The sequence below is a fragment of the Acidobacteriota bacterium genome, assembly GCA_040756905.1.
Lineage (GTDB): Bacteria > Acidobacteriota > Aminicenantia > JBFLYD01 > JBFLYD01 > JBFLYD01.
This window is the reverse complement of sequence record JBFLYD010000065.1, coordinates 1-24,567: the sequence shown is the minus strand read 5'-3', so window position 1 is coordinate 24,567 and position 24,567 is coordinate 1. Positions and strand designations below refer to the sequence as shown.

Sequence of the window (24,567 nt, the reverse complement as noted above, 5' to 3'; positions counted from 1 at the left end):
TTCCCGCCCCCCGTTTTCACGGGGGCAACCCCTGATTTAATCAGGGGCCTGCGAAAGCAGGGGCGGGAATGACGAATTAACGAAGGTTTACATAATATCCTTGCGTAATTCGGGTTAAAAATTTGTTTGTTAAGATATTTAGGGGACAGCACCCAAGAAAAATAAAGGAATATAAAATAAAAACATGCGGGAGATAATATAATAGAAATTAATGATAATTGACAATTCTATTGTGCTTAAAATTAATTTCCTTTAATATTTAGTCATGTTAGGAAATGAAAATGATAATGAATGAGAGAAAAAAGTGTCCATTATGTAAAAGTGAGAAAATAAAAATGTTTAGAAAAGGCAACATAAGGCTTGAACATCTTGAAAGTAAAGATTTTAAAGTTACAGATTCGCAGTATGGTAAATTATGGGATTTAAGTAAATGTGAAATGTGCGATTTTGTTTTTGCAAATCCAATGCCTTCTAAAGCTCAGATATTAAAATACTATCAGTCGATGGAAGACAATGCCTATCAGAAAGAAGAAGAAGGAAGGTCTTTTAATTTTTTAAGAATAATAAATTATTTAGAAAAAATTTCCAGAAAAAATGCAAAACTACTGGATGTTGGCACTGCCACAGGGATTTTCATAAACCTTGCTAAAAGTAAAGGGTTCAATGCCACAGGAATTGAGCCGAGCAAGTGGAGTGTGGAGAAAGCAAAAGAAATTTATGGAATTGAACTTATCCAGGAAGATTTTCTTGATTATGAATTTGGCAATGAAGGGTTCGATGTTGTTACTTTAATAGATTTAATTGAACATACGCCTTACCCAGAAAAAGTTGTTGAAAAAACGCATAATATATTGAAAAATAAAGGAGTAATTGTTATCGTTACGCCAGATGTATTTAGCCCAGTTGCAAAGATATTAGGAAGAAGATGGTGGCATTTTAGGCCAGCCCATTTAGTTTTTTTCACAAAAAAATCCCTGACTAAACTACTTGAATTGAACGGATTTAAAATATTAAAAATTAGAAAATATGTTTGGAAATTTACTTTATCTTACATTATGTCAAGGTTTAAAATAATGAAAAGAGTCTCAGAATGGAGATTTTTTAAAAAACTATATATAATACTGGCTTTAGGCGATTCTTTAGAAGTTTATGCCAGGCGAAAATAAAACAAAATGAATTCCTATTTAAAAGCAATGAGAATTGAGCGTTGGCCTCGTAGCCTGGCTATTTTTGTGGGAGTATTTTTTTACCTTTTGCTTAACAGAAATAATTTAGGTCAAATTGATTTAAAATACCTTCTTGTTTATTCATTATTTGCATTTATTTTAACAGGCATGGTCTCTGTAGTTAATTATATAATTAATGAAATTGCTGATTTTCCATTTGATTCTCATCATCCCGCAAAAAAGGAAAGGCCCTTGCTTAAAGGCGAAGTAAATAAGAAGTCTTTGATTTTCATTGCCATTTCTCTTTTATTAGTTTCATTCATTATATCAGTGCTATTCTTTTCTCTTTATTTTCATTTGTCTCTATTTTCATTGTTTATTGCAGGTATTTTATACAATTTAAAGCCATTTAGAGTGAAAGACATCCCTTATTTTGATTCGATTCTTGAATCGGCAAATAATCCAATTAGATTTTTAATAGGATGGTTTTCATTAGAACCAGAGAAATTTCCACCGTTAATACCATTAATTTTCTGGTGGTTATTCGGTAATTTTTTATTGTCTGGCAAGAGAATCTCAGAGTTGAAATATCTTGGAGATGAAAGAGCTAAAAATTACAGAAAATCATTCAATGGATACAAAAAAGGAACTCTTAATTATTTTATGATTTTAAGCGGCTTATTATTTTTTATTCTATACATCCAATTTTCAGTCGAAATAAAAAACAAACTTTTCATTTTTTCAATACCTTTTGTCTTTATATTTCTTTTAAGTTTTTCATACAAAGTGCTAAAAGGTGGAGCATTGATTGACGAACCAGAATCCCTTATAAAGGATAAACTCTTCTTTTTTTTGATTCTTTTAATATTTATTTTTATTTTCTTTTCTTTATTTGTAAAATAAATTTGAGAAAATTTAATTAGTTTTAATGGGGGAAATAATGACAATCAGCCAAGATATGATAATTAAATTGCTTTTGAGTATAATCCTGGGTGGAATCATAGGGATCGAAAGAGAAATAAGTGGAAAATATGCAGGGTTCAGAACTCACATATTGATTTGTTTTGGTGCAACTTTGATGTCCATATTATCCTTTGAATTTGTTAAAGGTACATCAGGAGACCCTTCAAGAATTGCAGCTCAGGTTATCACAGGAATTGGATTTATTGGAGCTGGAACTATTATTCAGGCAAGAGGAGAGGTAAGGGGTTTGACCACTGCTGCATCTTTGTGGGCTGTTGCTGGGTTAGGTTTGGCAATTGGAACAGGCAATTATTTTATTTCTGTTATCTCCACATTTATAATTCTTTTTACGTTGATTATTTTCAGATTCTTGGAGAACCTCATCTCACCTAAATACAGTGTTCATCTATATGAAGTAAAAACAAAGAAAACGCCTGAAGTTGTAAATGAAATTAAAAAAATAATATCTCAGTTGGATTTAAATGTTGAAAGCTTTGAGATAAAGAGAAAAGAAGATTTTTTTCATGTATCTGTTTCATATTCTGGCAGCCAATCTAAGGATAAGCAATTCCTGAAAAACATTCTTGAATTAAAAGAAATAGAAGAGATAACCCATAGGGTATAATTTATACTTAAGGTTAAAAATAGGGAGAGGAAGTAGCGTGTTACAAAAGAAAAACAAAAGGTATTTAAGTGACACAACACTATTGTGCTTTTCCATAAATATCTTCACAAATAAATACTTTAGAATAAAACACAATGAAGGGGCATGGGGAAGAAGCTTCCCCATGTCTGGGGGTGCTCAGCGAAGCGTCTAAGGAGATCTTTCTCCCATAGGGAGAGTGTTGTGTCACATCAAAATAACAAAAGGTATTTAAGTGACACAACACTATTGATTGCAAGTTTTAACCTGGGAAAGATTGAAGAGATAAAAAGTTTCCTTTCCGATCTTCCTTTCAAAATAATAGGTCTCCATGAATTATATTTGAGAAATGAATTCTTAGAATCAGGAAGGAGCTTTTTAGAAATAGCAAGAAAGAAGGCTATTTTCTGGAATAAAAAGACCAATCTGATGACTCTGGGTGAGGATTCGGGATTGATTGTTGAGGCTCTTAATGGATTGCCAGGAATATATTCATCGAGATTTTCAGGTAGCGAAGGAGATAGTAAAAAGAATATTGAAAAATTGTTATATTTAATGAAAGGTATTCCCTACCAAAAGAGAAAGGCAAAGTTTGTATGCGCGCTTGCTCTTGCCGATGAAAGAATAATAATTTTTGAGACAAAACAAGAAGTGGATGGGGTAATTCTTGAAAAGCCAAGAGGAAAAATGGGATTTGGATATGATCCAGTGTTTTTCTATCCTCCGTTGGACAAAACATTTGCAGAAATGAATATAGATGAGAAAAATTCAATCAGTCATCGGGGAAAAGCTTTAAAAAAATTGGTTGGATACTTGAGAAAATTTAAAAACAATAAAAAAGTTTAAATCCGATGATAAAAGGTCTTTGTGTTATCGAAACTCTTAAAAAGGTAAGTTTTTTTTCTAAATTAAAATTCAATGTTTTAGAGATTTTATGCATGAAGTCTGAACTTCGAAATTTTAATAAAGGAGAAATTATTTTCCTTGAAGACGATTTTTGTGATGGCCTTTTTATAATTCACAAGGGAACCGTAAAGATTTATAAAAGTTCTGGTGAAGATAGAGAACAGGTTCTTACGATTGAAAAAGAAGGGAGACCAATAGCTGAACTTTCAGTTTTTGATGAGGGTCCATTCCCTGCTTCTGCAGAAGCTTTAGAACCAACTACTTTAATATTTATTCCAAAAAGAGACCTTAAAGAATTGTGTTACAAATTTCCTGAGATATTCGAGGGGATAATACGTTCTCTTTCAGAAAGATTGAGAAAAATGGTTCATCTTATAGAAGATTTAGCATTTCTGGAGGTTAAACAGAGGTTGGCAAAATACTTAATCAAGAGAGCAGAGGAATCAGGAGTGAAAGAAGGGGAAAGAATTATATTGGACCTTAAATTGACGAATCAGGAATTGGCATCTCAAATAGGGACAGTGAGGGAAATAATTTCAAGAAGTTTTAAAAAATTCCGTAATTCAGGAATTATCCAGTCTAAAGGGAAAAAAATCATAATCATGGATTTTCATAAGCTCAAGAAAGAAGCAGAAATAATTTAAATTTTTTAAAATCTGTGACTTAAGTCATTTCAATGGAAATCTTTGTATATTATATTAATGGTGAAGGAGGAAAGAAATGATTTCAACAGATGTTTTAAAACATGAACATAGAGTGATTGAGAGAATGATAAATATACTTAAGATTGCATCAGAAAAGTTGAATTCAGGAGAGGATGTTCCAGCGGAAATTTTCAGAAAGTCGGTTGATTTTATAAGAACATTTGCTGATAAATGCCACCATGGGAAAGAAGAGAATATCCTTTTTAATGAAATGGAAAATCGGGGAATGCCAAGAGAAGGTGGCCCGATTGGTGTAATGTTGATGGAACACGATGAGGGAAGAAGATTCGTAAAAGGTTTAGCTGATGCGGTTGAAAAGTATGAGAAAAATAACAAAGAAGCAAGAACTGAGATAATAAGAAATGCTCTTGGCTATTCAGAACTCCTTACTCAACACATTTTCAAAGAGGATAACATCCTTTATCCCATGGCAGACCAGATGTTTGCCAATGAAGATCAGAAGGAATTAATAAAGCGATTCGATAAAGTTGATGAGGAAATGGGAGAAGGGATCCATCATAAATATGTGGAATTAGTTGAGAAATTGGAGAAAGAATTGGGAATTTAATTAATATATCTCCTTTTCATGAGATTTTTTAAAATTTTTCCAAAACCGATTATTCCAAAGGAACATGGAGCATGGGGAATGCTCTATGTTCCCTTTTTCTCATCTTTTTTGCTACTGAAGTATATAAAAATCGAATACATACTATTTTTTTTCTTAATTTCTTTGCTTTTCCTATCCAAAGAGCCTTTAATTGCTATCATGAGGCTCGAAAAACTAAAAAATATAAAGAGTAAAAATTTTTATGATGCAATTTATTTTTTGGTTTTTTATTTTCTATTGATTTCATTCCTTTCTTTTTTATTAATTTTTATATATGGGCTTAAATTGTTGATATACTTTGGAATTGTTGCATTTTTTCTTCTCATCGTTTACATATATTTTGTCTCAAAAAAGAAAGAAAGAACTTTTATGGGAGAAATATTTGCCATAACAGGATTATCATTATCAGCCCCTGCAGGATACTACTCATTAACTAGTTCCATTGATTTAAAAGCTATTATTTTATGGATTATTAATGGAATTTTTTTTATTAGCAGCATTTTTTATGTTAAATTGAGGGTTTCTTTTTTTATAAGAAATGAAGAGAAAATTAGAAAGTCGAAGACCTTGTGTTTAATTTATCATTTATTTCTTTTCTTGTTCATAGTTTCATTAATTGTAAGCAATAAAATATCGTATTTCGTTTTCTTTGCTTTTTTACCAGTTATAGTTAGGGGGATATGGCCTTTAATTTTCGAGCCTTCAGGATTTAATATAAAAAAAATTGGTAGAACTGAATTGATTTATTCACTTATTTTTGTAATTTTTATTGGATTTGTAAAGATATCTTAATTTCGTCAAGAAGTTCTTCTAATGATTCTCTTTTTGGACCTGCCACTTCAATCAATGTTCTACTTCCCCCTCCCTTTCCTTCTATGGTCTGGGAAATTTTCGGAGTAAATTCTCTTAGGTCGAGTGGAATATTTTCTGAGCAGGCAAGAATAACATAAACTTTTTCTGATTTAACTCCAAATAAAACTACATAATTTCCCCTTTTGATTAAATTCAAAGCTAAATATTTTATTTTCTTTGGATCTCTATTATAAAAAATTTTTTTAATAATTCCTTTCTCACCCTCTTTTTCGATGTCAAATGCTTCATACTCAATCAATCTATTCTCAATCTCTTCTGATTTTTTCCTGAAGCTCTTCAGCTCTTCTTTTAATCTTTCGATGGCATTTTTGACTTCTAAATCTTTTACTGAAAAACTGTCAGCAATTTCTTTTAAAAGCTTATTTTTTAAATAATAATCTTTCAATGCTCTTTTTCCGCATAAAAATTCAAACCTGAAATTATCTCTTATTTTTTCCCACTTTAAAACTTTTATAATTCCTACTTCACCTGTTCTTTTTAAATGGGTTCCTCCACATGCTGAGAAATCAAAATTTTCTATTTCAACGATTCTTAAATTTTCTACATCTTCTGGAATCTTTCTCAATCTTATATTTTCTCCTATTTCGTTCCTTTTTATAAAATATACTTTTACTTTTCTATTTTCATAGATTATTGAATTGGAAAGATTTTCAACTTCATAGACTTTTTCCCAATCTATCTTTCTTAGATTAATTTCAATGGTTGAAATTTCCTCGCCAAGATGGAAAGAAAGAGTTTCAGCATTCAGTAGCTTGATGAAAGATTCAGAAAGAATATGTTGGCCTGTGTGCTGTTGCATGTGGTCATATCTTCTTTCCCAGTCAATTTTTCCCCGGATTAATTTTTTTCTGGGGAAATCCTTAACATAATGGAATATCTTAGAATCCTCTTCTTTCACATCATAAACTTCAATTCCATCTATCCATCCTTTATCAGATGGTTGACCTCCAGATTCAGGATAGAATAGGGTTCTGTTTAATATCAGAGCTTTCTTTCCGTTTATTTCCAGATTTTCCAGTATTTCTGCTTCAAATTCTTTCTCATAAGGATTTAGCCAGAAAAGTTTTTCCGTCATTTAGATTTCTCCATTTAGATTAATTTAAAAATCGTGAAATATTTTATAGTGTGTTGAATCATAAATATGGTTCTAACTACATATAATATCATACATCTAGTGTGCTGTCACATAAATTTCTTTACAAACAATATATTTCTCTTGAAGCACACTCGAAGGGGTATGGGGAAGAGACCTTCCCCATGTCTGGGGGTGCTCAGCGAAGCGTCTAAGGGGGGCTTGCCCCCATAGGGAAAGTGTCGTGTCACATAAGACTAACGAAAGATATTTAAGTGACACGACAATAGGTTTGGGTGAACGAAACACTTTCTATTTTCTTCATGTTGCTAAGATCTTATTTAACTCCCTTAAAAATCTCCAAACTTCTTTAATATCCTTTAAGCGGTGCAGGGCATTTGAATCTTTTCTATTACCCACAAGAATGGTTAAATCATCCTTACCAAGGACTCTAAAGACATCTTCATCGGTTATATCATCTCCTATATAGATTCTTAATGGTTCTTCTTTAAGATCAAGCCACCTGATAAGCTCTTTCACCCCTTTCCCCTTGTCCCATTCCACATTGGGTCTTATCTCATAAACCATTTTCCCTTCAGCAATTCTCAGCAATCCTTCGGTAGTTCTTATCTCTTCATTAATTATGTCTTTCAATTTATCCCGTTTTCCAGGAGCTAACAGCCTGTAGTGGATACTACCTGTTAGACCCTTGTCCTCGATAAATATTCCTTTAAAATCCCCTGTTTTTTGCTCTATGCTTCTTAGGGAATCTTTTAGGAGTAATTTTATAGTTTCAGCTTTCGGATGAATCCAGTATTTATCATCTAAATAGATCTCCATACCATGGTTACCAATATAGGCTATATTATCTATGCCCACGAGAATTCTTAGCTCCGGTAGAGATCTTCCTGAAACAATTGACAAGAAAACCTTCTCGCTCAGATTTATTAATATCCTCCTTCTCCATGGATGAAGCAAGGCAAGCTCTGGTCTTCTCTTTATTGGAACGAGGGTCCCATCATAATCTAGGAAGAGAAGGATATTTTTGTGATATCTTATACTCTTGATTATCTCTTTCATAGATAAGTTATATCCTTCTTCTCATACAAAGAGAGGAAAAGTAGAAGGTAATCTCTTAAGTGCCTTATTATAAGGAAATTGTTTTTAATGTGCTCCTTCCCATTAATCCCAAGTTTCTTTGCATATTCGGGCTCGTTAAGAAGTTGTTTTATCCAGTATGCTGTCCCTTCAATAGAATGGGTTAGAATGCCAGAATATCTATGGGCAATCTGGAGGGGGATTCCTCCCACAGCGGATGCAATTACGGGTTTCGCTTTCCATAGAGCCTCCGCCACTGTAAGACCAAACCCCTCCTTTAACGATTTCTGAAGAATAATATCTGATGCCTTTTGGAGAGCGTTTATCTCTATATCACTGGCTGGAGGAAGAAAAATGACAAATATATCCGGATCAGATTCTGCCTCCCTTTTCACTTCTTCCAGAACCTTTATCCCATCAGGATCATCTGTGGCACCTCCCCCTGCAAGAACAAGCTGACAATCCATATGCTCTTTTACCATTCTGTATGCTTTTATTACCCCTATAGGATCCTTGAGATAATCAAACCTTGAGATCTGGGTTATAATGGGTCTTTTTCTGTCTATACCGAACCGCTCGCATACTTTATCTACAATATCCACTGGCAGCTCTTTATTCTTCTTGGATAAAGGGTCAATGGAAGGAGAGATAAGAACCTGTCTTACTGATAGGGCTCTTGAAAAAGCTGGGGCAGAAAAAACAGCACAATCATATCTTTCAATAAACCCTTTTAAAAGTTCCCAAACCTCTTTTTTAGGGGTTGTAAAATCTATATGGCATCTCCATATCCATTTCTTACCGATTCTTGCTTTTTTTTCTATAAGAACTATTGGTTGGGGGTCATGTATGAAGATTATATCACCATAAAGCTCTATGTCCTCAGCATTTTGCCTGTTGACCTCAATAAAATATTCAATTTCCTCTTTTCCTATATCCAACTTCATACCATGAAGGGCATTGTGCATCTTTTTTGTGATATTGAAGAATCTTTCATTCCCTTTTATCACATCCCACTTTGTGTTTACGCCAAGATTTTTGAGAAGAGGAAGCATCCTTGTGAGTATCTCAGCCACACCTCCTCCCACTCCAGTGGAGTTAATATTCTGAATAACCTTCCCTTTTAGCCTCTCAGCCAGAAAGAAGAGCTCCTCAATAGTGCTTTTCCCCACAATGGGAATATATTCATCAATTCTTGACATATTTGCTCACCAATTGAATAATCCTCCTTCTCAATCCTTCCAATGTTATGGTATAGGGATCAAACCGTGATAATTCCCTTGCCAGCTCTTGCATTCCCATAGCTTCAAACCAGTTGGAAAAATCGTTTTCCCCTCTTTCAAGTCTCAAACGGGATTCAAAGATATGAAAATAGAGGGAGTTTACACTTATCTTCTCAAGTATTTCTATAAATTCTTTTAGGTCATGGGCCTTGTAACAGGTGGGAAGGATAAAAGTTCTACATGACATAAAGTGAAATTCCTCCCCTTCCTGACAATCAATAATTCTAACATTCTTTTCTCTTGTATAAGATTCCAAAATCTCAATAAATCTTTCTCTTAAATCCCTTATCCTCCTGAATCTTACTGTATCAGCGCTGGCAAGCCTTTCACCCAATTCATCAAGCCCTAAGGAATTCGTCGTCCAGAATGCGAAATCATTGGGAGGTTCTGGAGAAAGATAATGATGCTGCTGAAGGAATCTATGGGTATGATAGTAAATAGATGAGCCAGGAGCCTTTTTTATCCCATCAAGAAGTTCCATCACATTTTTAGCTTTCATCCCTAATAATTCCACAAGGTTAAGTCTTGTATAGAAATGGAAAGGCTGTATCATGATGTAAAATTTATTGAAAATTGTAAAATGCAAATTTTAAGTAGTTGATTTTAACTTCTTTCATTTCACATTTTCCATTTTGCATTTTTCAGTTTAAAATTCTAAATAAGCTTTTTCATCTCGTCAACAATCTTCCCTGCCCAGCGATAAACATTGTTTTTCCTTAAAATATCTCTCATCCCTCTCATCCTCTGCATCTTTTCATCCTCTGGCATCTCCAACCCTTCCTTTATGGCATTGGCAAACTGATCTATAGCAATAGGATTGACAAGTATTGCGCTCTCCAATTCCCTTGATGCTCCTGTAAACCTGCTTAATATTAAAACTCCACTCTCATCAATTCTTGATGCAACAAACTCCTTTGCAACAAGATTCATGCCATCATGAATGGAACTTACTATGCATAGATCAGCTGCTCTATAATAGCTAATAACCTCTTCAATGGAAAGATGGCTTTTCTGGAGAATAATGGGCTGCCAGTCCTTAACCTTCCATTTCTCATTTATGTCCACCATTGTGTGGTAGATCTCATCGTTGTATTCCTTGTATTTTGGAATATGAATTCGGGAAATAGGGCCCAATTGAAGAAAAACGAATCTACCTATGTATTCGGGGTATTTCTCCAGAAATCTATCAATTGCTCTAAATCGCTCTATAATCCCTTTCGTGTAATCCATGCGGTCAATTCCTACACCAAGTAATCTATCCCTGATCCTATAATCCGTTCTTATCCTTGATATCCTCTCATTGATCCATTTACTCCTTGAGATATCCTCTATCCTTTCAAAATCAATGCTTATGGGAAATGGTCTTATCAGTGTTTCTTTTCCTCCTCTTATAACAGAAAGCTTTTCGTGATCAACCCTCGCTTCTACAAATCTGTCAACGGTATCGAGAAAATTTAGACAATGGTAACGAATATGAAACCCAAGGATATCGTTTCCTAAGAGTCCATTTAGAATCTCTTCGCCTTGGGGACAAACCCTAAATGCTTCTGGATTGGGCCACGGAATATGCCAGAATTGTGCAACCACTATATCTGGGCGCCTGTCCTTTATAATCCTTGACAGTAAAGCGAAATGATAATCCTGAATAAAAACAAAGCCTTGGTCATCCCCCATCTCTTTAAGGACAACCTCTGCAAATCTTTCATTCGCCTTCTTGTACATCTCCCAGTCTCTTTCCCTAAAGGTAGGACGAACATAGACAATGTGGCAGAGAGGCCATATACCTTCATTGGAATAGCCATAGTAAAAGCCATCCTCTTCTTCCCTCGTCAACCAAACCCTTCTCAATGAATATCTCGGGTTCTCTGGTGGGACATCTACATGGTCTCTTTCATCCACTGCATCTCTGTCCGCATCTCCAGAGCCATGGGCAATCCATATCCCCCCACAGGATATCATCACTGGATTCAATGCCACTGCCATTCCACTGGCAGGGGTTATACACTTTATCCCCTCCTCTGAATAGGTGTGAATATAGGGCTCTCGGTTTGAGACGATGATGAATTTGTGCTCCCCAATTTTCTCCTTTACTATCTCCTTTAAACTATCTTTATTCCATATCATTTCTTGCTCTCTCCTTTGATTGTAAATGAACTGTTCTTATAGGGAAGGGTATCTCAATCCCTTCTTCTTTGTAGCGTTTGTGTAATCTTTTTATAAACTCGTGCTTTATGGGGTATTGGTCGACAAACTCTTTAGCACGCAATATCACCGTGAAATTAATGCTGAAATCTGCGAAGGTATGGTATCTTATGAAAGGTTCAAATTCTGTAACACCCCCTTGAATTTCCTTCATTACCTCTTTTGCCACTTCAATCGTTACCTTTTCAACTTTTTCAAGGTCGCTATCGTAATTTACTCCTACATTAACGAGCACCGCCATCTCCTTCTCTGGTAGATAGTAGTTAACAACAATTGCCGAAGCCAACTTGGAATTTGGAACAATTATCAAGTTATTCGGAAGAGCCCTTATCGTTGTATTCCTCCAAGTTACATCTGTAACATAACCTTCTTCTCCTGTATCGAGTTTTACATAGTCACCGGGCTTTATCTGTCTTGTTATTAAGATATGAAAACCTGAGAAGAGATTGGAAAGCGTATCCTGAAGGGCAAGTGCTATTGCAAGTCCTCCAATTCCTAATGCTGTAATAATAGGTGTGATTGAGATCCCAAGGTGGTGAAGTATTATCATAAATCCCACAAGATAGATGATTATCGCTATTAGATTTCTGAATATTGTTGCTGGAACCACTGTAATCCTATCCATATATAGGTTGACAAATCTAACAGAAACCCTCCCCGAAAAAAGGATTACCGAAAATATCAATAAAATAACAATCAGCTTGTTGGAAAGGGCAGAGATATCAGGAGGAAGATAGATGGTTTTCAATGCAATTGCCACACCTATTATAAAGAACCATAAGACAATCATCCCTTTCAGAGATATGATCAGAACATCATCCCATCTTACTTCACTTCTTTTGGCAATTTTGTGAAGTTTTGAGAAGATAAATCTCTGGAAGATAAGCCCTATTAATAGGGATGCGAGAACTGCCGCAAGGGGAACAAGGATCTTCCATGCAAGATTTGACAATGTCGGGAGCATTTTTACCTCCTACTATTTTATTCACTAAGTATTATATCAATTCCTTTGGTTCCCTCAAAATTTTCCATTGAGGAAGCTTGAACGGAGGGCTCGCCGTAATCCCCCTTCAGGGGCGGGTCAAGGCGAGCATATTAATGAAAAAATACCTTGCCGTCGAAGAATCCCCGCCATTTCCTGTCCTGAACTTGATTCAGGAATGGCGAGGTTCTTCAATTTAATAGCAAATATATAAAATCTACCAATTAGGCAATAGAATGGATAAAGATAATGAGAATAAAATTAAAATGGAGATTAAAGGAATCATTAATTTTACAACTTTTTTAAAATCAGCTTTAAAATATTCTGAGCTCAGAGATAAACAAAAATGGGAGGGAGAAATATAAGTTCCCATGAAACCGCTTACATATGCAAATAGGAGTGTATATAGTTTTGGGCTCGGAAATCCTATCACTGGCATTAAAATTGGAAAAGAAATTCCAACATAAGCCTGATTTGCTCCTGTTAGAAGCCCTATTATAAATGGAGCAAAAAATAAAAAAAAGTATGAAAAATATCCCTGAATGTTTAAAGAGCTGGTAATTTCAGAAAATATACGAGAATCTTCAAGGACATTCTTAAAAACCATAACTGAAACGAGTAAAAATGCTGTTTTCAATGATATGCTTTTTATTGTTATTTTCATTTTCTCCTTAAAAGAAATTTTTGTTGTAATTAGAGTTAAAATCACTGAAATAAAAATTGAAAGAATTAAAGGAATATTGAGAGCAAAAGTAAGGAAAATAATAATCAATATTTCCCATAAGCTCGACAGAAGAATCAATAAAGATTTTAAAAAATTGTTGTTTTTTTCATCTTTTTTAAATTTTGGAAGCTTAACAAAAACAAATATCAATCCAGCCAAAAAAGAAGCCACTGTCATGGGAAACCAAGAATAGATTATTTTTTTTACCGGAATCTGCCACATACTGGCTGTCATAATAAGACCCGGGTAAAGAGGCCAGACGTACTCCCATATATGTCTGAACCAGAAATTAATCAATGTTTTATACTCAGGAGAAAGATTGAATTTTTTAGATGTTGCCTCAAGCATTGGAGCAGAGAAAAGTGCTCCCCCAGGCATTGGAAGCAAGCCAATCAAAGAGGATGGAAGAAAAAGAACAACTCTCTCATATGGGATGAGATATGTAAGAGATTTTACAAGCTGATCGAAACTACCTTTTTTACTCATCAAATTTCCAAGAATTATCACAAGAAGCACTATTCCCACAAGGTCTAATGTTGATTTTTCTGTAGCAGCTTCTATTACAGAGTTTACAAAGGATAAGGGCTTCATCCTGAAAAAAATTCCTGCAAGAATTGAACCAGTACACATTGTTATTCCTAAGTCTATTTTTAATCTGATAAGAGTAAGGAGAATTAAAATTATTATGGCTAATTTTATCAGTATCATTTTCTTAAAATTGAATTAATTAAAGATTTTACCATAATTTACATTTTTCTCGTCATCTTTTTGGAAGGCAGGCTATATTGTATCAACTATTTTCTGTCTGGGCTTCCAATTGTTATAGCTGGTTCCTTAGCTGTGGCTCTTGAATTTACTTGCATTAGATATTTTAATTAAATAGTGATAGAATGTTGAAAGGGAAGATCAATGATTTACTAACTTCTCTTTCGAGATACACCGAGAAGGTTATCACAAATATGATTTAACCATAAAGGGACATGTATTCTGCTTCTTAGCATTGATATTAATGCAAGGAGCTTATGAGGAGGATAGATTTTAAGGCAGAATGGGATGAGATTAAGTGGAGGATATTTATTTATATTTAAATTTTAATGAATAATCTCCACCCTCTTTTATTGATAATTCAACAAACTCAGCTTTATCTGAAATTTCAGGATAATATTCTTTATCGAACCTCCAAATCCGTAGCTCATTCTTATCGAAGAGATTTAGATTTTTATCTTTTACAGGAATTAGTAAAATACCCTCTGCTTTTTCAGGAATAGTTAGTTTTAAATTATAGAATTGATTTTCTCTTAAAAAGTTAATTTTTACATCTCCTAAAGGTGATGGGATTACCCCTTTTAATTCAGTAAAAATGAAAAATTTAGGATTTATAATTATTTTTTTAAATCCAGGCTCTATTGGTCTTATACCTAATATGTAAGATGGGATAATGTATGAGGGGCCTGTTGACCATAAATGGCAGAGACTTCGATATTTATCAGGTATATTTCCGGATGGAGGAAGAAATTCCCAGAATGTGTTATATCCTTTGTTTATAATAGATCCCCAGCACTTTTTTATAAGTTCAATGGCTCTTTCTGGATTGTTGCTTTGAAATAATGCCTCAGCTTCATAGGCATTCATGAATGGAGAAATTTCATTTCCACCTAATCTCATAGAGAGAAAATCTTTATTCTTTTCTGTGTAATCTTTTTCATAAATAAGGTTTCCATAGGGAGTTGAATGGTGTGTATATAAAAAATTTAAGCAATTAGATTTTTTCTCATCATCTAAAATATTAAAAAGAACAGCCAAGACATTTCCATCTTGAGCCGAAAGAGATGAAAAGCGACCTTGTTTTTGGTAATCAATTATGGCTTTTTTCTCCGAATTCCAGAAAGTTTTATTGAAATTTTCTTTTATATTTTCTGCCAGTTTTTTGTATTTGGACAGATTGTATTCACTTCTCAGAAATTTTTTCAGATTAATTAATGAAATTAATGCTTTATAGAATAAAGCATTTTGAAATGCCACCTCACCTGTTCTGGAAGGCATCGATGCCCAATCTGTTATCGGTGCTTTATTTTCAGTTCTTACTTCAAGAAGTCCATTTTTATTTATCCTTTTAACAAGAAAATTTACCTGGCTTTCAATTTCTTTGATGTTATCCTTGATAAATTTTATGTCCCCTGAAAACAAATAATAGTCTTCGACGGCAATTACCCACCAGCATAAGTAATCATATAAAACCCATTTCCCTGTCCAGGGATAAACAGGTCGGATTGAACCATTTTTATTCTTATGATTTTTTAATAGTTCCAATGATTTTTTTACGTATTCATAATTTCCAAAAGTATAATAATTAGAAAGAGCTCCAATTCTTAAGTCTCCTACCCACAAAGCTCTATCTCTTTTTATTCCATCTTCAAAAAAGCTCTGCATGCACAATTTAACAGTTGTCTTACTTGATTCCCATATTTTATTAAGAAATTCGTCACTTGAAGAAAATTTTCCCTTTTCTTTTACTGGAAAATGGACTAAATTTATATAAATTTCTTTTATATTTCTTAAATCTTTCCCATCTACCCCTGATACCCTGACAAATCTAAAAGCCCTCCTTTGAGCCCCACTCCATTCGGTTTTGGGTAAGATAAATTCAACATGCTCTATTTGAGGAGAGTCTTTATCCATTGCTTCTTTAGTGGATTCACCATAAGTTAATTTTAATTTTGTATTTTTAGAATGATGAATTTTCGCATCTAAATAACCAACTACTTCCTGACCAAAATCAACTAAAATATCTCTCCTGCCAATTTCTTCAAAACTATAGAGAGCTCTTTCCGAATTTTTAATGATATCATTATTTGAAATAATATAAATTTTAGCAGGGTGAACTTTCTTCTGAAACAATTCCTGAAAAGTTAATTTTTTTACAGGCGGCTTTAACTTTTTCCACGGTTTTACAGGTGGTTTTCCCAGTTCTTTTGGATTTAGCCATGAAGAATCATCAAAATTTAAATCTTTCCATTTTTCAGAATATTTTTGGATCCATTTCCAGCTTTTATTGGTTGTTATTTTTCTGCCGTCAATTGAAAGCTTTACAATTAATCCTCCTTTTTTAGAAGGAGATCTTGCTTCTATAGCGATAAGATTCGTTCCTTTATTTATAAAAGGAGAAATGTTAAATAAATCTGGGTGATGCCATGATTCATCATATCCACCGGAGGCAATTCTTTTTCCGTTTAGATATAGAATGTATTCATGGTCACATGTGATTATAATATCTGCTTTGTTCGGTTTATAATCCGACATAAAAAGTCTTCTGAAATATATCGAAGAACTCTGTGAAATCAGTTTTTCATCTGGCCAAACCCAGAGTGAATCTTTTAACGCTGATTTTTTGAGGAAAGAAGAATTTATTGAAACAACTATAATTGTTAATGAAAGAAAGAAGAAAACAAGAATCAATGTGTATTTAAAATTCCATTTTTTTAAAATTTTTTTCATATTAACTTAATAATAAATAAATAGATATTTTGTCCATCTTTTTCAAGCAAGTAAAGTTTTGTGGGAAGAAAATTTTATATAACTTTTTTGAGCAGGAAGGGTGACCTGAAATATAGACTTAAATTAAGAGGTCAACTCTCTTCTGAGCGAAGGGGATAGTTGACCTCTTTTAATTTATTTAGATTGGTGGAAAAATACAGCGTGTTTTCTGGTTACCCTTGCTGCCTAAATTATTAACAACTACAAAACTTTACTTGGTTGCTTTTTTTTCAATAAAATTATAATTGAATTTATTAGTTGGAGAATGAATATGAAAAGTCACTATATTTTTTTATCAATCATATTGGTATTTATGTTAGCTATGTTCAATTATTCATCAGAGAAATTTTCAGATGAGAAAAAGATCGATTCCAATTTTACAAAATCAGAAAAAAAGGATCTGTCTATTTTTTCTGGTTTTAAGATTTATATGATAGGGCAATCCCACATCGATGCAGCATGGCTATGGAGAAAAAGTGAGACTATAGAGAAATGTAGATTCACCTTCAATCAGGCTATAGAGCACATAAAGAAATATCCAGGATTCATATATGTCCAGAGTGCTCCTCAATATTATAAGTGGGCAGAAGAATATTTTCCTGAGATATCGAAAAAGATTGACGAAGCTGTGAAGAATGGGGGTTGGGAATATGTGGGTGGAGAATGGATTGAGCCTGATAACAATCTGCCCGATGGAGAATCCATAGTAAGACAGAGGCTACTCGGTCAGAGATATTATTTGAAGAGATTCGGAAAATTAAGTGAGGTTTCCTGGATTCCTGATAGTTTTGGCTTCAATTACAATCTTCCCCAGATTTTAGCTAAGACAGGGGCAAAATATTTTTTAACCACAAAAATTACATGGAATGATACTAATAATTTTCCATTTAACATATTTACATGGAGAGCTCCTGATGGATCAGAAGTTCTTGCCTATTTGGGAATAAGAGGATATGGAATATTTCCAAAACCATACCCTGAAGATATCGAAAAATTTAAATCCCAGAATCGTTTAATGAAAGAACCTCAAATTTTTTCATCAAAAGACATGAAATTTGATAAACCTGAATTATTTACAGAAGATTATGTGAAAGAAATTGCCTATCTCTATGGAGAGAGTGATGGTGGACATGGACCTACCCCAAAAGAAACTGCGGCTGCAATGGAACTGACTTCTTTAGAACCCTGGAAGCATGGAAAAATCATTGATTTCTTTAAAGATTTGGAGAAATACAGAGATAAACTTCCAACATGGGATGATGAACTTTATCTTGAATACCATCGAGGGACTTTCACATCCCAGGCGGATATAAAAAAGCTGAATCGGCAATCAGAGGTTTTAGCTCTTTCCCTTGAAAAATTTTCTTCGATATCAAGATTTTTTGAGCATGAATATCCTCAGGGTAAGATAAATTTTCTCTGGGAAAAAATTCTATTCAACCAATTCCATGATATCCTTCCAGGAAGTAGCATTCCTGAAGTTTATTTAGATGCAAAGGTTGATTACAGGATAATCAAAAGAATTGGAAATGAGTTATTGAATGAATCTCTTAAAAACATCTCAAAAAATATCAATACTGAAGGAAAAGGTCAGGCAGTAATTATATTTAATCCTCTTTCATGGGAGAGAAAAGACATTGTTAGAATTGAATGGCCGGGCGCTTCAAATTCAGCAGGAGTTATAGATTCTACAGGAGAAGAAATTCCATCACAAATAGTTATAGAGAATGATAAAAATTATCTTATATTTTTTGCTTCAGTCCCTTCTTTAGGGTATTCAGTTTACAGAATCCTTCCTGAGAAAAGCACTTCTAAAACTTCTTTAAGAGTCAATAAAGACTCAATAGAGAACGAGTTCATTAGAGTTAACCTTGAAGGAGAGGGATGGATCAAAAGTATTTTTGACAAAGAGAATAATCGAGAAATTCTTAAAGGAAAAGGGAATTTTTTAAGAGCGTATAGAGATAAACCAAAAAGTTTTAATGCATGGAATATAGACCCTAAATACAGGAATTATCCATATGAGTTACCAAAGGGCAAAATAGAAATTGGTGAGAGGGGTCCCCTAAGGGCCTCTTTAAGGGTAAAGAGAAATTTCAGAAATTCAAGGTTCGTCCAGGAAATAAGGCTTTACGAGGGAAGCAAGTTGATAGAAATGAATCTTAAGGCAGATTGGAAAGAATCAGAGACTCTTCTAAAACTTTATTTTCCAATAAACATTGAAACAGATGCTCTTGTTACTGACATTGCCTATGGGATATATAAAAGACCTACAAACCCTGAATCTCCAATGGAGAAGGCGAAGTGGGAATTCCCAGCACACAAATGGGTTGACTTATCTAATGATGATTATGGGGTAACTTTTTTGAATCGGTCAAAATATGGACATAGCCTTGAAGGCTCTGAAGTCTGTCTTACCCTTTTAAAATCTGCAATTTCACCCGACCCAAAGGCAGATAGAGGATATCATTCAATCGATTATGCTATCTTTCCCCATAGGGGAGACTGGAAAGATTCAAAAGCCTATAAAAAAGGTTATGAGTTCAACTACCCTCTTTATGGAATTTTAGAGGCAAATCATTCTGGAAAACTTCCTGCATGCTATTCATTCTTTGAAATCTCTCCTGAAAATGTGATTCTTCATGTAATAAAAAAATCAGAAGATGATGAATCCTTAGTAATGAGATTTTATGAAACTGAAGGGAAAAAAGTAAAAGGAGAGATATCCCTTCCCTTTGAAATGATTAAAGCTTCAGAAATCGATTTTCTTGAGTTGAAAGAAATCTCTTCAGTTGAATTTTCAGGGAAAAAAGTATATTTGGATGTAAATCCTTGGGAAATTAAAACAATAAGAGTTGTTCCCGCTAAATGAAAATATTGAAAAATTAGTAACCAATACGAGTTTTTTAGAAGAGGTCAACCATCCCCTTCGCTCAGAAGATAGTTTCTCTTATACTTTTATACAGTGATCAGCAAGGGTGACTTCGTCCCGCACTAACTTATTATTACCTAATACAAACGCATTGAATAAATTGTAGGGCAACCCTTTAGAGCCTGCCCCGAACTTGATCGGGGGTTGCTTAATGCAAGGCTAAAGCCTTGCCCTACATGTAACAATATTTTATGCGTTTGCTATAAATTAAGGAATTAAGAATATCTCTACTTCAATCACTTAATTTTTTTGGAATAAATATAGTTAGTGCGGGAGCACTCATGCTTCACCCCCCCCTCACTTATTAAAAAGGGAAAGAATATATAACTTATGCATAATTCAAAAAACATTATCTTCTATTGGTTTTAATTTCACTTATACTTTAAAATAAGTGAGAAAACCATGCCCGCTACGCATTCGTGACGGTTTTCAGGAACCTTCGGTTTCTCCGCCACCCTTCCTGCTCACTAATGTATGTTCGGCGTTTAGAATCAAGTATTTCTTAGAGATTAAGATGCTCGTCAATATATCGCTCAGAAGATGGTTGACCTCTTTATTTAGAATAGAACAAAAATTCAACTAAAAGAAAATTTAACAGATGATTTTGCTAAGACAATTAGAGGATCTAAAAGAGGAACATTAAATACATTTTTAGTAAGCAGTAAGGGAACCTCAGTGCAGCCGGATATTAATGCTTCTGCACCCTTTTTAATAAGATTATTTCCCGCTTCTATCAATAATTTTTTCGGTAATATTTTATATCCGGCTTTTACACCTTTATCTCCATAGATTGCTTTCATTATAAGATTATTTTGGTCGTTTGCGTCAGGAGTTATGATTTCAATCCCTTCTTTCTTAAAGAATTTTTGAAACAAGCCAGTTCTGACAGTTCCTGTAGATGCAAGAATTCCGATTTTTTTTAGGCCAGGAAATCTATTTTTTTGATGTTCAATTGTTTCTCTGATTATATGTAGAAAAGGAATTTTTATTTCTTTTAAAATCTTTTCATAAAAGTAATGGGCTGTAATACATGGCATCACTAAAAAATCTGCTCCAGAATTTTCCAGTTTTTTTGCTCCTTCGATTAGATGAGGAAGAGGGTCTTCTCCTTTTTCGATTATAAATTTTGTCCTGTCAGGAATATGGGGATTGTTCCATATCAAGATTGGAATGTGCTCCTGATCAATCTTTGCAGGTGTATTTTTTATGATTAATTTGAAAAGATGGAGAGTAGCCTCAGGGCCCATTCCTCCTAATATTCCTATGGTTTTTATTTTCCCCCCACTTCTTTGATAACTCTGAGGAAATTATCTCCCAGAATTTTTTTGATTTCTTTTTCTGAGTATCCTCTTTTTAATAAAGCTTCAGTTAAATTTGGAAGTTTTGAGACATCTTCAAGACCTACAGGAGCTGAATCTATCCCATCAAAATCAGAACCGAGCCCGATATGGTCGGGTCCTACGAGCTTATAGATATGGTCGATGTGTTTTAAGAGAGATTCAAGGGGAGGTCCTTGAATAGGAAGAGGCGTTGAGAAAAAAGTAAACTTGTACTCAGCTAACTTTTCTGGATCCTTAAAAGTTTTCCTTTCCCTTAGAGGCTGGGATTTTCTCCATTCCATGTATCTTTTATTGAATTCCTCATCGACAAAACCAGAATAGAAGTTAATTCCAATCACTCCACCATTTTTTGCTATAGCCTTTATCATATCATCCGTAAGGTTCCGTGGAACATTTACAATGCTTCTGCAGTTTGAATGAGAAGCTACAACAGGTTTTTTGGTTATTCCAATAACATCCCAGAATGTTTTATCAGATATATGAGATACATCGATTATCATTCCGAGCCTGTTCATTTCTTTTACCACAGATTTTCCAAATTCAGATAAGCCATTATGAATTGGCTTGTCATCGGATGAATCTCCGATTTCATTTGAATTGGACCATGTAAGTGTTATCAATCTTACGCCGAGCCTGTGAAAATTTCTTAAGATTCTTATGTCTCCATCCAGGGCATGACCCCCTTCAATTCCAATAATGGCTCCAATTTTTTCATTTCTGGCCAATCTTTCCACGTCGAAGGAATTTAAGACAAGTTCTACAGAATCCGGGTTCTTTTCAAAAACTTCATACATCGCATCGATTAATTTAAGAGCCCTTTTTGTTGCAAGAGGACCTTTAAATATTGAATCAACCCATGCAGCAAAAACCTGAGCATCAACACCTCCTTCTTTCAATTTAGGTATGTCAACAGCTCCAGTTTCTCCTCTTTTACCAAGGTCTTTCCCTTTCATCAAAACATACTGAAGTGTATCACAATGGAAATCGATTATTAGTGAATTCTGATTTATTTCTACAGCTTTTTTATGAAAATCCTCAGAAGCAAAAATAAAAATTAATGAAATTGAAATGGCTGTAAAAGCAAAAAATAAATATTTATTTTTCTTTAACATCTTTTTCTCCAGCACTGAATTATATGAAATATAGTTAATAAAATTCAAATTATTCTTTTTTTGGTTAATTAATAAAAACGAATTAAATAAATTGACATGTAGGGCAAGGCTTCAGCCTTGCATTAAGCAACCCCCGAATCAACCCATGAAACAAGTTCAGGGCAAGGTTTGGGGCAGGCTCTGAAGGGTTGCCCTACAAATTATTTATTGATTGATTAATTTTTAATTATAAGAAGATAAAATATTAATTAATTTCAGTTGTGTAAGGGATGAAATTAAGCAGTGGTCAAAAAAACCCTTTAAATTAGAAATTATTTCTTGATTTGATTGTATTTAATGAGAATTTCTTTCACTTTCTCCAGGGGAAGCGCTTCAATAAAATTACCATCTTTTCCTTTCATCGATTCAGCTATAAAAAGTGAGTCGTAAATTGCTTCTTCAATTGCTTCTATGCATGCTAAAAAAAGAGCGGAAATAAAATCATTTTCTAAAAGCTGCTGTGTTCTTAAAGGACTTTTTGAATCAAAAGGAATTCTTAAGTCTTTAGCGGTTGAAAAAGAAATTACATAATCTCCAGAGCCATTGGAGGAAATCCCACCTGTTTTTCCAAGCCCAAGCATTGTTCTTTTTGCAAGTCTTTTTAGATTCCTTGAATCCAGTGGAGCATCGGTTGCAACAACAATCATACATGAACCATCTATTGTTGTGTCACTAGAATGATTTTCTTTAACTAACTCATAATCAATCTGGTCTTTTAGATAATATTTTTCGAGCTCCACTCCAACAGGAGCACCGTTTATCTGGAGAACTCCCCCAAAATTTGTCTGGACAAGGACTCCCACAGTATATCCGCCTTGTGATGGAGGAAGTACTCTTGAAGATGTTCCTATCCCTCCTTTAAATCCAAAACAAATTGTTCCTGTTCCAGCTCCAACACAACCCTCTTCAACCGGACCCTCTTTTGCGTTTTCAATGGCTTTCAGCACATGCTCTCTTTTTATGTGCCTTCCCCTTATATCATTCAGGAATCCATCATTGGTCTCGCCAATGACTGGATTAACCGAACGAACATTTTCATTTCCTTTTAGAGAAAGAACAAAATCGAGGATTCCCTCCCATGCTGCAGGAATAGATAATGTGCTGGTTAGGATAATTGGAGTCTCAATGTTCCCAAGCTCTTCCACCTGAGAAATTCCTGTGAGTTTTCCAAATCCATTTCCGATATATATTGCTCCTGGAACTTTCTCCTGAAAGATATTCCCAGAATGAGGAAGAATTGCTGTCACTCCTGTTCTGACATTCTTCCCTTCTATTAAGGTAAAATGACCAACCTTAACTCCATTTACATCGGTTATTGAATTCCATTTGCCGGGCTTCAGGATGCCTACCTTAACTCCCATTTCTCTTATTCTTATTCTCTTTTCAGCTTTTAAATTGAATGCCGAAATTAAAAGACAGATAAATATTAATGGGCTTATTAGATATTTTTTAGATAGCATGTTTCTCCTCCATTTTTTAATTTTTAAATTTTATCATTAACATTAATATTTCTCATGGGCTGTTTCATAAATATATTAATAAAGAAATATCTTATATTACATGTCATGAATTTTAAATTGAAAAAGATAGCACTCAAAATTTTAATTGCCAGAAAACTTTAATTACTTACATTAAAAAATGGAAATAGAAAAATATAAAATGAATAATATTTTGACCTAAAAATATGACATAATTAGAACAATAATTTTTTTAAATTTATTGACAATATAAAATATTTTTATTATTATAAATTGTGAAAATAAACTAATAAAAAGGAGATTCATGAGAACAACAGTAACAATTGAGAAAGATATAATTGATGAGTTATTAAAAGAAACAAAGTCAAAAAATAAGAGCTCTGCCGTCAGGAAAGCAATTAATGAATATTTGAGAAAGAAAAAAATCGAGAAAATTAAATCCATGAAAGGAAAGTTGGAATTCGTCTTGACCGCAGAAGAGATGAGACATTATGAGCGCTGAAAAAATATTAATAGATACTTCTGTATGGATTGATTATTTTCAGAATAAACCATCTAAAATATCAGAGAAAGTAGATAGAATACTATCTGAAAATGAAATATGTGTACCTAAAGTAGTAATTGCTGAGCTGATTCAGGGAGCCAAATCTGATAGAGAAGTATCAATTATTGAAGATTTTTTAGATGCATTTTATATAATCGATCAAAAAGAAAATACATGGATAAAAGCAGGAAAACTTTCTTATGAAATGAGAAAAAAAGGAAAAGCTGTAAATTTAACGGATTGTGCATATTCCGATGAATCTGGCCACTGATTCTGATTGAAACCGGCCACCTGTCGGAGCGAAGTGACGCTGAATTTTCATTATACCTCAGAGTGGCTGGATTGAGTCAAGGATGACTTTCTTTTCC

Annotated in this window: 21 protein-coding genes; 10 read left to right on the top strand and 11 right to left on the bottom strand. The window is 33.8% G+C overall.

Annotation, left to right across the window (positions count from 1 at the left end):
- Nucleotides 1–335: 335 nt before the first annotated feature.
- From AB1410_11155 to AB1410_11125, 7 genes are all read left to right on the top strand, one after another.
- The gene (locus AB1410_11155) at nt 336–1,166 is read left to right on the top strand and encodes a class I SAM-dependent methyltransferase (GenBank protein MEW6457255.1); all 831 of its coding nucleotides are present in this window, start codon (nt 336–338) and stop codon (nt 1,164–1,166) included.
- Between the two features lie 6 nt (nt 1,167–1,172).
- A complete protein-coding gene (locus tag AB1410_11150; GenBank protein ID MEW6457254.1) occupies nt 1,173–2,069 on the top strand; it encodes a UbiA family prenyltransferase in 897 nt (298 codons plus the stop codon).
- A 37-nt stretch (nt 2,070–2,106) separates the two neighbouring features.
- A complete protein-coding gene (locus tag AB1410_11145; GenBank protein MEW6457253.1) occupies nt 2,107–2,754 on the top strand; it encodes an MgtC/SapB family protein in 648 nt (215 codons plus the stop codon).
- 144 nt (nt 2,755–2,898) lie between these two features.
- Complete coding sequence (rdgB, locus tag AB1410_11140) at nt 2,899–3,618, top strand: RdgB/HAM1 family non-canonical purine NTP pyrophosphatase (GenBank protein MEW6457252.1); 720 nt, start codon at nt 2,899–2,901, stop codon at nt 3,616–3,618.
- A gap of 5 nt (nt 3,619–3,623) precedes the next feature.
- Nucleotides 3,624–4,322 (top strand): Crp/Fnr family transcriptional regulator, encoded by a 699-nt coding sequence (locus tag AB1410_11135; protein ID MEW6457251.1) that lies wholly within the window; start codon nt 3,624–3,626, stop codon nt 4,320–4,322.
- A 76-nt stretch (nt 4,323–4,398) separates the two neighbouring features.
- Nucleotides 4,399–4,950: a hemerythrin domain-containing protein gene (locus AB1410_11130; protein ID MEW6457250.1), complete on the top strand. Its 552-nt coding sequence runs from the start codon at nt 4,399–4,401 to the stop codon at nt 4,948–4,950.
- An 18-nt stretch (nt 4,951–4,968) separates the two neighbouring features.
- A complete protein-coding gene (locus tag AB1410_11125; GenBank protein ID MEW6457249.1) occupies nt 4,969–5,781 on the top strand; it encodes a YwiC-like family protein in 813 nt (270 codons plus the stop codon).
- Here AB1410_11125 and AB1410_11120 read toward each other — a convergent pair.
- The 8 genes from AB1410_11120 to AB1410_11085 all read right to left on the bottom strand — a co-directional run bounded on the left by AB1410_11120 (nt 5,756) and on the right by AB1410_11085 (nt 16,715).
- On the bottom strand, nt 5,756–6,937 hold the full coding sequence (locus tag AB1410_11120; protein ID MEW6457248.1) for a DHHA1 domain-containing protein: 1,182 nt from the start codon (nt 6,935–6,937) through the stop codon (nt 5,756–5,758). The genes AB1410_11125 and AB1410_11120 overlap by 26 nt on opposite strands.
- 318 nt (nt 6,938–7,255) lie before the next feature.
- Nucleotides 7,256–8,014, bottom strand: a complete 759-nt coding sequence (otsB, locus tag AB1410_11115) for a trehalose-phosphatase (GenBank protein MEW6457247.1) — start codon at nt 8,012–8,014, stop codon at nt 7,256–7,258.
- Nucleotides 8,011–9,231, bottom strand: coding sequence for a glycosyltransferase (locus AB1410_11110; GenBank protein MEW6457246.1), 1,221 nt, complete (start codon nt 9,229–9,231; stop codon nt 8,011–8,013). The genes otsB and AB1410_11110 overlap by 4 nt, the downstream gene beginning before the upstream one ends.
- The gene (locus tag AB1410_11105; protein MEW6457245.1) at nt 9,218–9,865 is read right to left on the bottom strand and encodes a DUF5752 family protein; all 648 of its coding nucleotides are present in this window, start codon (nt 9,863–9,865) and stop codon (nt 9,218–9,220) included. Before AB1410_11105 ends, AB1410_11110 begins: the two co-directional genes overlap by 14 nt.
- A gap of 101 nt (nt 9,866–9,966) precedes the next feature.
- Nucleotides 9,967–11,436 (bottom strand): trehalose-6-phosphate synthase, encoded by a 1,470-nt coding sequence (locus AB1410_11100; protein ID MEW6457244.1) that lies wholly within the window; start codon nt 11,434–11,436, stop codon nt 9,967–9,969.
- Nucleotides 11,423–12,478 carry a mechanosensitive ion channel family protein gene (locus tag AB1410_11095; GenBank protein MEW6457243.1) on the bottom strand — a complete coding sequence of 352 codons (1,056 nt, stop codon included), beginning with the start codon at nt 12,476–12,478 and terminating at the stop codon, nt 11,423–11,425. The genes AB1410_11100 and AB1410_11095 overlap by 14 nt, the downstream gene beginning before the upstream one ends.
- Nucleotides 12,479–12,713: 235 nt before the next feature.
- Complete coding sequence (locus AB1410_11090) at nt 12,714–13,928, bottom strand: DUF401 family protein (protein MEW6457242.1); 1,215 nt, start codon at nt 13,926–13,928, stop codon at nt 12,714–12,716.
- A 366-nt stretch (nt 13,929–14,294) separates the two neighbouring features.
- On the bottom strand, nt 14,295–16,715 hold the full coding sequence (locus tag AB1410_11085; protein ID MEW6457241.1) for an amylo-alpha-1,6-glucosidase: 2,421 nt from the start codon (nt 16,713–16,715) through the stop codon (nt 14,295–14,297).
- 310 nt (nt 16,716–17,025) lie between these two features.
- Here AB1410_11085 and AB1410_11080 point away from each other — a divergent pair, with 310 nt between their 5' ends.
- Nucleotides 17,026–19,626, top strand: a complete 2,601-nt coding sequence (locus tag AB1410_11080) for a glycoside hydrolase family 38 C-terminal domain-containing protein (GenBank protein ID MEW6457240.1) — start codon at nt 17,026–17,028, stop codon at nt 19,624–19,626.
- 635 nt (nt 19,627–20,261) lie between these two features.
- Here the strand turns inward: AB1410_11080 and AB1410_11075 are convergent.
- The 3 genes from AB1410_11075 to AB1410_11065 form a co-directional block, all read right to left on the bottom strand.
- On the bottom strand, nt 20,262–20,945 hold the full coding sequence (locus AB1410_11075; GenBank protein ID MEW6457239.1) for an amino acid racemase: 684 nt from the start codon (nt 20,943–20,945) through the stop codon (nt 20,262–20,264).
- An 11-nt stretch (nt 20,946–20,956) separates the two neighbouring features.
- Entirely contained in the window at nt 20,957–22,138 is a 1,182-nt protein-coding gene (locus AB1410_11070; protein MEW6457238.1) for a dipeptidase, read from the bottom strand.
- 311 nt (nt 22,139–22,449) lie between these two features.
- Complete coding sequence (locus AB1410_11065; protein MEW6457237.1) at nt 22,450–23,637, bottom strand: P1 family peptidase; 1,188 nt, start codon at nt 23,635–23,637, stop codon at nt 22,450–22,452.
- A 274-nt stretch (nt 23,638–23,911) separates the two neighbouring features.
- Here AB1410_11065 and AB1410_11060 point away from each other — a divergent pair, with 274 nt between their 5' ends.
- Together AB1410_11060 and AB1410_11055 are read left to right on the top strand one after the other, a co-directional pair.
- Nucleotides 23,912–24,157, top strand: coding sequence for a type II toxin-antitoxin system VapB family antitoxin (locus AB1410_11060; protein ID MEW6457236.1), 246 nt, complete (start codon nt 23,912–23,914; stop codon nt 24,155–24,157).
- Nucleotides 24,147–24,470, top strand: a complete 324-nt coding sequence (locus AB1410_11055; GenBank protein MEW6457235.1) for a PIN domain-containing protein — start codon at nt 24,147–24,149, stop codon at nt 24,468–24,470. The genes AB1410_11060 and AB1410_11055 overlap by 11 nt, the downstream gene beginning before the upstream one ends.
- The last annotated feature ends 97 nt before the right edge of the window (nt 24,471–24,567 follow it).